Origin of the sequence: Sphingomonas sp. NIBR02145, from assembly GCF_027359115.1 — a bacterium.
GTDB lineage: Bacteria > Pseudomonadota > Alphaproteobacteria > Sphingomonadales > Sphingomonadaceae > Sphingomonas > Sphingomonas kyeonggiensis_A.
Genome location: NZ_CP114791.1, coordinates 713,683 through 726,654, shown reverse-complemented (window position 1 = coordinate 726,654; position 12,972 = coordinate 713,683). Strand labels below are relative to the sequence as shown.

8 protein-coding genes are annotated in these 12,972 nt (G+C 67.2%); 5 read left to right on the top strand and 3 right to left on the bottom strand.

The window, feature by feature from the left end:
• Position 1: 1 nt before the first annotated feature.
• Both O3305_RS03360 and O3305_RS03355 read left to right on the top strand, forming a co-directional pair.
• Positions 2-1,582, top strand: coding sequence for a M20/M25/M40 family metallo-hydrolase (locus O3305_RS03360; RefSeq protein ID WP_269575143.1), 1,581 nt, complete (start codon positions 2-4; stop codon positions 1,580-1,582).
• Between the two features lie 278 nt (positions 1,583-1,860).
• Positions 1,861-5,457 (top strand): lipocalin-like domain-containing protein, encoded by a 3,597-nt coding sequence (locus tag O3305_RS03355; protein ID WP_269575142.1) that lies wholly within the window; start codon positions 1,861-1,863, stop codon positions 5,455-5,457.
• A 147-nt stretch (positions 5,458-5,604) separates the two neighbouring features.
• On the opposite strand, the gene O3305_RS03350 is transcribed toward O3305_RS03355, so the two are convergent.
• The 3 genes from O3305_RS03350 to O3305_RS03340 all read right to left on the bottom strand — a co-directional run bounded on the left by O3305_RS03350 (position 5,605) and on the right by O3305_RS03340 (position 8,910).
• On the bottom strand, positions 5,605-6,498 hold the full coding sequence (locus O3305_RS03350; protein ID WP_269575141.1) for an MlaA family lipoprotein: 894 nt from the start codon (positions 6,496-6,498) through the stop codon (positions 5,605-5,607).
• A gap of 114 nt (positions 6,499-6,612) precedes the next feature.
• Positions 6,613-7,740 (bottom strand): LptF/LptG family permease, encoded by a 1,128-nt coding sequence (locus O3305_RS03345; protein ID WP_269575140.1) that lies wholly within the window; start codon positions 7,738-7,740, stop codon positions 6,613-6,615.
• Between the two features lie 3 nt (positions 7,741-7,743).
• The gene (locus O3305_RS03340; RefSeq protein WP_269575139.1) at positions 7,744-8,910 is read right to left on the bottom strand and encodes a glycosyltransferase; all 1,167 of its coding nucleotides are present in this window, start codon (positions 8,908-8,910) and stop codon (positions 7,744-7,746) included.
• A 262-nt stretch (positions 8,911-9,172) separates the two neighbouring features.
• On the opposite strand from O3305_RS03340, the gene O3305_RS03335 reads away from it, so the two are divergent.
• From O3305_RS03335 to O3305_RS03325, 3 genes are all read left to right on the top strand, one after another.
• Positions 9,173-9,652, top strand: a complete 480-nt coding sequence (locus O3305_RS03335) for an RNA polymerase sigma factor (protein ID WP_269575138.1) — start codon at positions 9,173-9,175, stop codon at positions 9,650-9,652.
• Between the two features lie 75 nt (positions 9,653-9,727).
• On the top strand, positions 9,728-10,666 hold the full coding sequence (locus tag O3305_RS03330; protein WP_269575137.1) for a FecR family protein: 939 nt from the start codon (positions 9,728-9,730) through the stop codon (positions 10,664-10,666).
• A complete protein-coding gene (locus O3305_RS03325) occupies positions 10,626-12,965 on the top strand; it encodes a TonB-dependent receptor (protein WP_269575136.1) in 2,340 nt (779 codons plus the stop codon). The genes O3305_RS03330 and O3305_RS03325 overlap by 41 nt, the downstream gene beginning before the upstream one ends.
• The last annotated feature ends 7 nt before the right edge of the window (positions 12,966-12,972 follow it).

Genomic DNA, 12,972 nt, shown 5'->3' with positions numbered 1-12,972 from the left:
GATGAAGAACCGCTCGCTCCGCCCCACCCTTCTCGCCAGCCTGGCGCTGACGCTCGCCCCGGCCGCTGCACGCAGCCAGGCAGTCGATCTCGAGATGACCGATCGCATTGTCGACGAAGGCCAGCGGCGCAGCGAAGTGATGAATATCGCCCGTTATCTAAGCGACGAGATCGGAAGCCGCCTCACCAATTCGCCGGGTGCCCGCAAAGCCGAGGCCTGGACCCAGGAACAGTTCCGCGCCTGGCATCTCTCCAATGTCCACAAGGAGGGATTTCTCTTCGGGCGCGGCTGGTGGGCGGAGCGCGTCAGCGTTCGCATGACCGCGCCGCGGCCGCTCGCGCTCACTGCCATTCCGATCAGCTGGACGCCCTCGACCAATGGCGTGATCACCGCGCCGATCGTCTTCGCGCCGATGGCGACCAAAGCCGATTTCGCGCAGTGGCGCGGCAAGCTGGCCGGCAAGGTCGTCCTGATCTCGGGGACCGACGACATTCAGACGCCGCCGGCTGCATCGCGCATTTCGGCGGACGAATTCGCCAGGCTCGCCGTCTACGAACCGCCGAAATTCTCGTCAGATGCCGCCGCCCGGCTGGAAAAATCCTACTTCTTCCCGCGCCAGATGGAGGAATTCCTGAAGGTCGAGGGCGCGCTCGCCTATGCCCGGATCACCAAGCGCGACGGCAAGCTGGTGATGGGCGACGGCTATCGCTTCGCGGCGGGAGATGAGTCCCCGCTCCCCGGCGTCGAGATCGCGGTGGAGGATTATCGCCGGCTCGTGCGGCTCGCGGATGCCGGGCGAGCACCTTCGCTCTCGATCGAGACCGTAGTCCATTACGACGACAGCGATCCCCAAGCCTACAACATTCTCGCCGACATTCCCGGCAGCGACCCCAAGGCCGCCTATGTGATGGCCGGCGCACATCTCGACAGCCCTGCGGCGGCCGACGGCGCGGCGGACAATGGCGCCGGAGTCGCGATGGTGATGGAAGCCGCGCGCATCCTCTCCCGGATGCCGCGTCCGCGCCGGACGATCCGCTTCGCGCTATGGGGTGCCGAGGAACAGGGGATGATCGGCAGCTCGGCCTATGTCGAACAGCATTTCGCGCGGCGTGTGCCGCCCGCCGAGCCCAAGGTCGGGGCCAATGGTACCTTCTGGCTGCATGCGTCGAGCTGGCCAATCGAGAAGCGGCCGGGCTGGGACGAGATGTCAGTCTATTTCAATCTCGACAATGGCTCGGGCAAGATCCGCGGCGTTTACGCCTATCGTAATCTCGCCGCGGTGCCGATCTTCCGCGCGTGGCTCGCGCCGTTCGAAGCGATGGGCGCCAACACGGTCGCCGCCTCGGACAATACCGGGCCCGACAATGAATATATGCAGCTGCTCGGCATTCCCGGTTTCCAGTTCATCCAGGACTGGAACGACTATGGCCGGCAGCACCATACCTCGATGGACACGTTCGATCATCTCGATGCGGAAGACATGCGACAGGCCTCGGTCATCCTGGCCAGCTTCCTCTGGAATGCCGCAAACGCCGACAAGCCTTTCCCGCGCCGTCCGCTTCCCACCGAACCAAAGCACTAGTCCTACGGAATAGATGCAAGCGTTGGGGGCCGCCTCTAGCAGGGCGGCCCTCTCAGTGCCTTCTCTACGTTCGTGCGCAAGCGCTCTCGGACACGTGCCGATGGGAAGCAGCGAAAACGCCTGACGAGTCGGGTATTTCGGACCGGGGGGAATGTTACGACTACCTCACGAATATCCGGCGGAAAGCTCCGTTTCGGTATCGAAATCGATTGCCGAGGGTATTTGGGTAGTTCCTCTATCCGCCCAGCACTCCTCATCTCCGCGCTGGAATTCGCCCGATGACTGCGACGACATCCATCCCGCTTGCCGCCACCCTCTGGGTCTCGCTGGACGGCGACGATGCCGCGCCGGGGAGCCGTTACGCACCGTTACGCACGCTTGCCGCCGCGCATGCCGAGATCCTCCGCTTCGCCGCGCTGGCGCCGCCGGAAAGCAGGGTCACCGTCGTGCTGATGGATGGCACGCACCAGATCGACACGCCCCTCCTGTTCGGCCCAGAGCTATTTGGCCCCGACGGCCTGGCAGTCCGCTTCGTCGCCGGAGGAGATGCCGTACCGGTGATATCGGGCGGCCGCCGCATCGAGGGCTGGACCCTGCATGACAGCGAAAGGGGCATCTACACGGCCAGCGCCCAGGGCCTGCATTCGCGCCAATTCTATGTGAACGGACGCCGCGCCATCCGAGCCCGCACGACCATGGCCGATGGCGGCATCCCCGCCGGCTTCCGGCCCAATCCGATCCTGCCCGCCGAGACGCCGCCCGCCGGCACGCCCTATGTCATCGGCGGCGGGATCGATTTCCTTCCAACCGATCTCAACCCCGCGGGCTGGCGTGATCCCGCGCAATGGCACGACATCGGCCAGATCGAAGCAGTGATCGACACGCAGTGGAAGTCGATGCGCATCCCTCTACGATCACTCACACCACCCGACGGCAGCACTCCCGGCAGGCTCCATATTGCCCAGCCCGGCTGGACCAACGCCAATCTGTTCTTCACCCCGACAACTGCCAATCCCACCGGCGTGCCGGGAATCTGGAGCTTCTGGCAGGTTACCCGGTTCGAGAATGGCTATGCGTTTCTCGACGAGCCCGGCGAGTGGGTGCTGGATACCGAACAGGACCGGATCTTCTACATACCGCTTCCCGGAGAGGACATGGCCGTTGCGGAAGCGATCCTGCCCGCGCTGGAGGTGCTGGTGGATGCCTGCGGCACCGCCGAGCGGCCGGTGACCGGGCTTTCGTTCGAAGGCATCGGCTTTGCCAACGCGACCTGGCTCGAGCCGAGTGGCGATGATGGCTATGTCGCCGACCAGAGCGGCTTCCACCTGCGCGGCAACGGACACCTGCCCAACCTTACCGGGCACGACCCGCATGTCGTCCGCACACCAGGCAATCTGCGCTTCACCCATGCCCATGGCATCCGGTTCGATCGCTGCCGGTTCGAGCACCTGGGTGCCGTAGCGGTAGACTTTGGCACCGGCAGCCAGCGCAACAGCATCACCCGCTGCAGCTTCGACGATATCGCATCGGCGGCGATCCAGGTCGGCGGCATCGACCGCCGCGACTTCGAGCCGAGCCCGGCGGATCACACGCGCGAGAATGTCATAACCGACAACTCCATCCGCCGTACGGGCCGCGACTATGCCGACGCCGCGGCGATCTATCTCGGCTTCACCACCAACAGCAGGATCGCGCACAACAGCATAAGCGAGACGCCCTGGGCTGGCATTGCGCTCGGCTGGGGTTGGGGGCTGCTCGATCCCGGCAGTTTCCCCGGTATCTCCAACGCCGTCTCGGGCATGTGGGGCCTGCCCGCGCCGCGCACGGTCAATTGCGGCAATGTCGTCGCCAACAACCATATCTCGCATTTCCTCGAGAGGCTGTGGGACGGCGGCGCGATTTATTGCTGTGGCTGGCAGGGCAATTCGTTCGAGGATGCGCTGCGGATCGAGGGCAATGTCGCCTGTGACAAGCGGCCCGAAGGCGGCGGCAATGTCGTCTACACCGATGGCGGCAGCCGCTATGTCAAAGTCATCGGCAACGCGCTGTTCGACAACCAGATCGGCCAGGTCGATCTCGGCCCGCCGCCGAGGCCCGGCGATCCGCTTCCCTATATCGCCGGCCCGAGCAAGCTCAACGGCATCCCCTACGGCGGCGATATTGGCGGTTGCCGTACCTATGGCGATATCCATTATTCGGGCAATTACTGGGCGGCCGGCCTGATCCCGATCGAGGAAGCGCTGATCGATGCAGCCGAGCTAGTGATCAGCAAGATCGCAACCGGCAAGGCTGTGGACACCTATTCGCCCCAGGGCTTTTTCGATGTCTGCCCCTATTCGCAGGGCGGCATCTCCTACCCCACCGGTTTAACCTTCGAGGACAATCACAAGCTTCCGCTCGGCCGTGCCTCGGTTCCCGATGCGATCCTGGAGGGGTCGGACATGCGCGGGCACGCGGGTGATTATGTCGCAACCGGCCCCGCGCCGCGTGGCGGCGGCGCCGCTTTTCCCCCGCTCTATCCGGGTCCGAGCTGGAACGTGCCCCGCGTCTCGCTGCCCGGCCTGTTCGGGATGCAGAAGGCATTCGCCCAGGAATGGTGGTATTATGTCGGCATTGCCGAGGATGATGCCGGCCGGCGCTTCGGCCTCCAACTCGAGATTGGCCGCTTCGCCATGGGCAGTATCCAGCTCTGCATGGGGCTGACCGGCATCGGCTGGCGCGACGATGCGGGCGATGACCACTATCTGAGCGGCGAGGGTATCGGCTTCGGCGCAGCGACCGGACGACCAACCCTGGCTTCCGCGGTGATTCCGGCGGTCAGCGACACGGCCTATAGTGCGCATTTCCGGCCGCTGATCGAGGTCCTCGGCCGTTCCGGTGATCTTTCGCGCGACGTGCGCTGGAACCTGCCTTTGATCGGCCCGAGCAAAGGCTGGAAATTCGACTATCTGCAGGGTGCCTCGCAAGGTGCCCCGGTGGGGACGCCGGGATCACGCTATGCGCTCGCGGCGCAGGGCCGCGGTTATGTAGCCGGGGCGGACAAAGCCGTCACCAGACCGGCGAACTATTCGGTCGATCTCACGCTCACCGATCGCCGCGGCACGGTGATGGAGGGGCTATCGGGTTATGTCGGCCCGTCGATGTTCCAGAATGACGATATCGGCCTGAGTTCCTATGAATGCGCGCAGCCGGTGCTCGACATCGCGCGGGGCGGCATCACGCTCGACGATCGCGTCCACAGGATCACCGGGGGTACCCTGTGGCTCGATCGGCAGATGATCGCGAAAACCACAAGCGACGCCGCGCCGGCCGGGGGCGTATCGGCGGCTTTGCGGGGCCAAGCGCCTTCGTCACACGAACTCTATCTCGGGGATTGGATCGCGATAACGCTCGATGACGGGCTGTCGCTGGCGCTTGCGCTGTTCTGGCAGCCATCGAACCCGCAATGGATCACTGGCACACAAGTGGGGCGGCCACCCAAACAGGGCTTCGGAAACCTCTATTTTCCGGTCCATGGCACTGCACCGCACGGCAATGGAGGCCTGGCGCTCACGCCCCGCACCGCGATCGCGGGCGACGATTGGGATTTCGACGTCAATATCCTCGATGCCGATGATCGTGCGAGATCGCCACATTGGAAGTCGCCAGCCTCGGGCAAGACCTACACCACGGCCTGGCGCATCGACTTTGCGCGCCGCGCGCAGCGCCAGGGTCTGCCGCCGGTCCTGTATCTCCACACTGTCAGCGACAATTGCGAGATCATTCCCGCCACCGCGTCGGGAGCCTTTTTCGAAGGCGCCGCATTGGTGTACGGCGACCCCGAACGCCGGCGGCAGATCGGCCAGGCCTTTGTCGAGCAAATGGGATTCAATTGACCGCTCTGCCGGCGGTTCAAGCAGTGAACCCTTATGGCAGGCCAAGAACGCGCGTCATCGTTCGTGCGCCGCCAGTGCGGCATCGCCGCGCGCCATCTTCGGGGACGCGCTCCATCCGGTGTGAACAAGGCATAGTGCCTAAGTTCCCTAGCGCTGGCACTTCTCTCTGACCGATGCCGGCACGACACTCCCGGCTCGCGCCTCGCCAGGCTGCCCACCCGGGTCCGAAGCCTCCCGCCCCTTGAGCCGTTCGAGACGTTTTCGCCGCTTCTCGAAGAACAGATTCCGCCGCGCGGCATAGGGATCTTCGCTCGCTTTCACCCTGGCGAGCTCGTCCTCCTGCTCTGCCCGCCGATCGAGCACGCGATAGACATTGGTACCGATCAGATAGGGTTTGGAGCGAAAAGGCCCACCCAGCGCGATTGGCGAGACCAGCCGGTCGATCGCGCCGCCTACCAGATCCCGCACGGTGGTTGGCCCGATCAAGGGCATGAAAATGAAAGGGCCGTTGCCGACACCATAGACGCCGAGCGTGTCTGAGAAACCATTGGGCCGCCATGGCAGGTTGAACGGGCATCGTTTCGCGATATCGATCACCCCACCCAGCCCTATCGTCGAGTTGAGCGCAAAGCGCCCAAAGGTCTCGGCGGCCTTGCCGGGCTTCAGCTGGAGCAGATAGTTCGCGAAGACCACGGGCTCGCGCAGATTGTTGAGAAAATTGCGGAACCCGCTGCGGACCGGCTTCGGGACGACATGCTTGTAGGCACGCGACGCGGGCGCGGTGATGGCATCATCGACCTTCTGGGTAAGGGCAAAGGAGAGCGCATTGATCTGTTCCAGGGGATCGCCGGGAGTATGCCGATAGCTCCCGCTGACGACGATCTCATTAGCCGCCTCGTCCTGCGATGCCGGAGCGCCCGAGGATGTAGGGGAGGCCAGGATCGCCGGCACCTCCTTAGACGGCACGTCCTGCGGCGGGGCGGCCTGGATGGGCGTGCCGCTGGCGAGAAGCAGTGCTCCGATCGCAGTCGGGACGCTCATGTCTGATTCTCCGCCGCTTCCCGCAAATCCCGCATCGACCGGTCTCCTTGCTGTGTCATGTCGCTGTGACGCCGCAGAAAGGCGCGTCCGCAGTGGGAAGCGCCACGGCGCGGACTAATTTCGGAAAAGGGCCGACAGACGCGCCATGCGGGCGGCAAGCCAGGCGTCGACATAGCCTGCACCGTGGTTGACGCTACCTAGCGCAAGGAGCGCGGCGACGCCGATCCAGAGCAATGCGTGGAGCGTTGCGCCCAGGATCGGAAATTCCGCTGCTGCCTCGACCGCGGCAGCGCTCTTGATATGCAGGACGATCAGCAGAAGCCCCAGAAACAGGCCGGCGGCGCCCGCGCGCCTCTTGGGCGGCGCGGCCAGCGCCATCGCGAATATCGGCAGCAACAGGCAGAAAAAGGCGCTCTCGATCCGACCGGCCATCGCGGCGGAGACGGGCCGTTCCCTCCCCGTCTCCCCACCCATTGCGGCGAGCAGCGCGGCAGACCCGAGCCGGTCCATGCGCTCGACCGCGCCTTTCGGCGGCAGACCGGCCATCCCCGGCACCCGGACATGATAGCGATCGAACAGGATTCTCTGCTCGCGGCCCTCGGGATTGCGCCGGAGCCAATGGCCATCGGCTAAAGTAAGCTCGAAATCCCCGTTCGGGGCGATCGCGACGACTGCCTGGGCCGCGGTGAATATGTCGCTCGCACGCTGGAGCAGGACATTCTCGAGCACACCCGGGCCCGCATCCTCCGCGCGCTCCGCCACCAATGTGATATCGCCGCCCAGCTGGATCGCCTCGCCGGGCAGGAAATGCACACCGTGAAAGCCGCGGGCAATCTCGAGCGAGATCCGGTCGAGCGCGCTTTCCCCCGCCGGCTGAATCTCGAGCCGCACGCCGAGCTGGACCAGCGCGGACAGGAGTGCGAGCGCCATCGGCACCACCATGTAGCGGTGCGGCGGCAGCCCCAGCGTCTCCAGCATCTGCCATTCGCTGCGCTGACTCAGGGTGCGGATCGCCAGCGCGACCGACAGGAAGGTCGCGATCGGGATGGCGATGCCGAGATATTCGGGAACCAGCGTCGCCATGAGCCGTCCAAGCAGCAGCCCCGGGGCATCCGTCCCGGTCACCGCATTCGCCAGGCGAATGGAATTCTCGAGCGAGAGGACCGTGATGATGACCAGGATGATCAGCAGATAGTTCCGCGCGATCGCGTGCGCGACATAGCGATCGAGGATGCGCAGCATCGCTCAGGCGGCGCGGATCGCTGCGGGCCGCAGGCCGGTATAGGCACCGAACAGCTCCAGGAAGTGCTGATCCATGGTCCGCGGCGCCTCGTCCAGCACGCCCGGTACAAGCGCGGCACGGTCTTCGGCAAAGCCCAGGACCGCATCACGCAGCGCCTGGGCGTCGCCGGCGCGGTAGCACCTGCTGGGCGCACGGTCGGCATGATCGGCCGCGCCGCCTCGGTCGGGCACGATCACCGGCAGACCACTCGCCCGCGCCTCGGCGGCGACCATGCAGAAGGTCTCGGCCTCACAGCCATGGACCAGGGCATCGCCGCTCGCCATCAGGCGCGCGAGCGACGCCCGGTCGCCCAAAGCGCCCGGTATCCGGATGTGAGGTGAGCCGCCGGCGCGGGCGCGCAGCCGGCCGCGCAGGCGCCCCTCCCCGATCAGCAGCAGCCCGATCGGACTGCGCGTACCCGCGGACAGCGCCGCGTCGATGACCATGCCCCAGCGCTTCTCGGGCGCGTGGCGACCGATACCCAGCAGCAGCGTGGCGGACGGGCCAAGACCGCATTCGGCGAGCAGCGCCGCGCGATAGGCAGGGTCACGGTGTTGGGCTGAGAAGATGCCAGGCTCAACCCCCATCGGCACGGTGATCACGCCGGGCATCCCGCCATCGCGCAGCCGCGCCGTCAGCCCGGCGCTTGCACCGACGACCAGGTCATAGGCCTGACCCAGCCTGCGCAAATGGCGCCAGAAAAAGTCGAACCCGCGATCGATCGCCTCGATGCTCGCGATCGGGCCGAACCAGCGATAGGGATAGGCGGAGAGCGGGTCGGAATGCATGACGAGGGCGCGCGGCGCCGGACCGTCCCAGCGCGCCACCATCGACGCACTGCTCCAGGGCGAGGACGCCTCGACGAAGTCGGGGTTCCAGCGGGTTAGCGCGCGGTGCAGCGCACGCTCGTCGTCGAAATAGCGATAGCGCTGGTCGAGCGGAAACGGCGGCGAGGCCAGCGTCTCCAATATCGCACCGGGGCCACGCGGGACCACGGCATCGGTCTTGCCCGGCGCGAGCACGATGATCTCATGGCCCAGCGCGGCCGCGGCCGCCAGCTTCCGATCGACATAGGCACGCACCCCGCCGCCCTTCGGGGCGTAGAAGGCGCTGACATCGACGATCCTCATCCGGCGCAGGTCCTGGCGTCGGTGCGACCCGAGGTTGGCTGCCGCAGGACAGGGGTGATTTCGGTTCGGTTCTGCATCGCTGCAGCAAGGACGCCGCCACCGCGCGCGACCGCAGTCCGAGGGCAAGATTTTTGTTTGCAGCCGTAGAAACGCCGGCTTGCCGGATACCGGGACATGGGGCAGACGGCGCCTCCGAAGGAGCCGAGCGATCTCCACACCTGCTTCCGGACTGGCCCAGCTTTACCAGGAACTGCGCGGCGAATTGCTGCGCTTCCTCGTCGCGCGCACGGGCAATCCGGCGGAGGCCGAGGATCTTCTCCAGGAGCTCTGGCTGCGCGTGCGCGACGCGGCCCCCGGCCCCGTCGCCAATGGCCGCGCCTATCTCTACCGGGCCGCCCAGAACCTGGTGCTCGAGCGGCTGCGCGGCGCGCGGCGGCGCGAAGCGCGCGACAAGGACTGGAGCGATACCCAGGCCGATACGGTCGCCGGGGATCGCGTCGATCCGCAGCCCCAGGCATTGGACAGGCTGATCGCGCGCGAGGATCTCGACGCGCTCCGCGCGGCGATTGCCCAGCTGCCCGAAGGTGCGGGACGCGCCTTCCGGTTGCACAAGCTGGAAGGCCTGCCGCATTCCGACGTCGCGGCGCGCCTCGGCATCAGCAGGAGCGGAGTGGAGAAGCATATCGCCGTCGCGATGGCACATCTGCGCCGTACGCTGGGCAACTCGGGTGGGGACAACTGAGGTGATGGCGGTGCCGCGGCATCTCATGCAACAACAGGGATGGCACCGGCACCCGCCGATGCCGGGAATTGGGCGATGAGCGAGGATATCCACGAAGCTGCCGCGCGCTGGCATGGCGCGCAGCAGCATGACGACATGGACTGGGAAGGCTTCACCGCCTGGCTGGAAGCGGACCCGCGCCACCGCCTCGCCTATGACGAGATCGCCCTGCTCGACCTGCAGATCGACGCGGCCCGCGAAACCTTGCAGCCCGCCACGCCTGCCCTCGCCCCCATCTCCCCCCCGCGCCGACTGCCGCGCTGGGCGATCGGGTCCGGAGTCGCCGTCGCTGCCGCCCTGGCGCTGACGGTCGGCATCGGCTTCCGGCAATCGGAACCCGACAAGCCGGCGGTCCGCGAGTTCGCCAGCGCCGCCGGCACCTCGCGCACCGTCCGGCTGGCGGAAGGCGTGACGGCGACGCTCGGCGCCGGCTCGCGGCTCGCGGCAGCCGGGACGGACGGGCACATGCAGCTGACAGGCAGCGCATTCTTCAGCATCCACCACGATCCGAAGCGCAGCGTCATCGTCGATGTGGGCGGCGCCCGGATCCGTGACGTGGGCACTCGGTTCGCGGTCAATTCGGCCGATGGCGTGCTCAGCGTCTCCGTCGAGGAAGGCCGCATCGCACTCCAGCTTCCCGGCCAGACCGTGGAAACGGAGGTCGACGCAGGGCAGGAAGCGCTGGCCCAAGGCGGCAAGGTCGTGCTCCGGCCGGTTCGCATCGCGAGCATCGCCGCCTGGCGGAGCGGGCGCTTCGTCTATGACCAGGCCCCACTTGCACTGGTCGCTGCCGATATCGCCCGCTACACGGGGCAGCCGGTCGCGGTCGCCGGATCGGCAGCGCAGCGCCCCTTCTCCGGCGTGCTCGCACCGGGTGACCGCGCGGCAATGGTTTCCACTCTCACCCAATTGACGGGGCTGCATGCGGAAAGCGATGGTCAGACGATCCGGCTGGTCGATCGTACTGGCGGCTAGCGCCCTGCTGCCGGCGCCCGCCCAGGCGCGGGACGAGAGCTTCGCGATCTCCCTGCCCGCCGGCAACCTGGCCGACACCCTCGAGGCACTCGCGGCGCAGACGGGCATCTCGCTCGTCTATGAGGCGCGCCTGCCGAGCGGGCGCACCCATGCGGCACGCGGGCGGATGCCGGCCCGCGAAGCGCTCGACCGGATATTGCAGGGCACCTCCGTCCGCGCCGTGCGCATCGGCCCGCGCGCCTTCCGGATCGTGGCACGGCCACGCGCGGTGCCGCACGCAGCAATCCGTGCCGAACCCGAGCCTGCCATGCGGCCGGGTGAGGAGATTGTCGTCACAGCTCGCAAGCTGCCCGAGGTACTGTCCTCGATCGCCGGCTCCGTCGCCGTCTACAGCCCGCGCGACCCCGCACGAGGCGACCGCGCCGCAAGCGCGAGCGATGTCGCGCGCACCCTCGAAGGCCTGAGCATCACCGGCGGCGGCCCCGGCCGCGAACGGCCCTTCATCCGCGGCCTGGCCGACAGCCCGTTCAACGGCTTCAGCCAGTCCACGGTCAGCGTGCAGGTAGACGAGGGCCGCGTAACCTATGACGCGGCGGAGCCCGGCCTCTATCTGGCCGATATCGCACAGGTCGAAGTCCTGAAGGGCCCCCAGGGCCCACTCTACGGCACCGGCGCGTTGGGCGGCGTCTACCGGATCGTCACCAACCGGCCGGTAATCGGCTCGACCTCCGGATGGGCCGGCATCGGCGCCCAGGCGGTCGGCTCCGGCGGGCTCGGTGCGAACGCCGAAGCCATGCTCAACCTGCCGCTGGTCGGCGACCTGGCCGCGCTGCGCCTCGTCGGCTACGCGCGCAGCGACGCCGGCTGGATCGACGATGCGGCCGGCCCCGCGAACATCAACCGCACGCGCATCGCCGGCGGGCGCGCGGCGCTGCGCGTTGCCCCCGCGACCGGCTGGACCGTCGACCTGATCGGCGCCTATCAATCGACGCGGACGGCCGACAGCCAATATGTCGACCGCGACTATGAGGACCTGACCCGCGGCATCACCCAGCGCGAGCCGCGCCGCGGCACCTTCGGCCTCGGCCAGGCGATCGTCTCAGGCCCGATCGGTGCCCTCCGCCTCACCGCTGTAACCAGCCATGCCTGGCAGGACCAGCACGACAGTTTCGACGCGAGCGATGCGGCGTCCCAGCTCGGCGTACCGGGGGCGCTACGCTATCATGACGGCCGCGCCTACCGGGTCTTCGACCAGGAAATACGGCTCGGCTCTGCGCCGGGCAGCGCCTTTACCTGGACGGCTGGCGTCTCCTATGTCTCCGCAGCCACGCGCGCGAGCGGGGTGATCGACACGGCGACTGGGATCGTTCCCGACTTTTTCAATCTGCACCGCCGTGTGACCGAGACCGCGCTGTTTGCCGATGGCGTTTATCCGCTCACGCCCCGCCTGAAGCTGGCCATCGGCGCCCGGCTGTTCCGGGCGACGACCGAGGACGAGCGCCAGGAGGAACTCGATGCGCAGACCGTCAGCCATGCAGCCATCGGCCTCACCCCCAGTGCCTCGCTCTCCTATCGCTTCACCGACGACCGGCTGCTCTATGTCCGTGTGGGCACCGCCTTCCGGCCCGGCGGCATCGACCCCAGCAACAGCCGGACGGGCCGCTATGACGGAGACTCGGTCCGCAGTATCGAACTCGGCGGCCGCGCCGCGTTCGCCCGGGGCCGGCTCGATATCGCGCTCGCAGGCTTCCAGACGGCGTGGCGAAGCGTCCAGTCCGACTATCTCGAGGACAATGGCCTGATTGCCACCCGCAATGCCGGAGATGCCGCCATCCTCGGGCTGGAAGGCAGCGTTACCTGGCGCCCCGGCGGCGGATGGCGGCTGCGCGCCGGCTTCACAGCGCAACGCCCCAGGCTTGTGAATGCCGCGGACGGCGTAGACCTGCCCGAGGATCGCCGCCTGCCCGTCGTTCCCGACCTTGCCGGCAATCTCGCGGTCGAACGCCCCGTGCGGCTGCTCGGGCATGCAGTCACCCCCTATGCCGCGTTCAACTATGTGGGTCCGTCGCGGCTCAGCTTCGACGACGGGCTGGATCGCCGCATGGGCGGCTATGGGCTGGCCCGGATCGGGGCGACGGTGACGGCGGGACCGTTCGTCGTGGCGCTCGATCTCGACAATCTGCTCGATACGCGGGCGGACAGCTTCGCCTATGGCAACCCTTTCTCGCTACGCAGCGAGCGGCAGTACACGCCGCTTCGGCCCCGTACCCTCAGCCTCTCCATCCTGCGCGCCTTCTGAAGAAAAA

Excerpts from the sequence above, each read along its gene's own strand:
- O3305_RS03360 (WP_269575143.1), top strand. The coding sequence starts at position 2 with ATGAAGAACCGCTCGCTCCGCCCCACCCTTCTCGCCAGCCTGGCGCTG.
- O3305_RS03355 (WP_269575142.1), top strand. The coding sequence starts at position 1,861 with ATGACTGCGACGACATCCATCCCGCTTGCCGCCACCCTCTGGGTCTCG.
- O3305_RS03350 (WP_269575141.1), bottom strand. The coding sequence starts at position 6,498 with ATGAGCGTCCCGACTGCGATCGGAGCACTGCTTCTCGCCAGCGGCACG.
- O3305_RS03345 (WP_269575140.1), bottom strand. The coding sequence starts at position 7,740 with ATGCTGCGCATCCTCGATCGCTATGTCGCGCACGCGATCGCGCGGAAC.
- O3305_RS03340 (WP_269575139.1), bottom strand. The coding sequence starts at position 8,910 with ATGAGGATCGTCGATGTCAGCGCCTTCTACGCCCCGAAGGGCGGCGGG.
- O3305_RS03330 (WP_269575137.1), top strand. The coding sequence starts at position 9,728 with ATGAGCGAGGATATCCACGAAGCTGCCGCGCGCTGGCATGGCGCGCAG.
- O3305_RS03325 (WP_269575136.1), top strand. The coding sequence starts at position 10,626 with ATGGTCAGACGATCCGGCTGGTCGATCGTACTGGCGGCTAGCGCCCTG.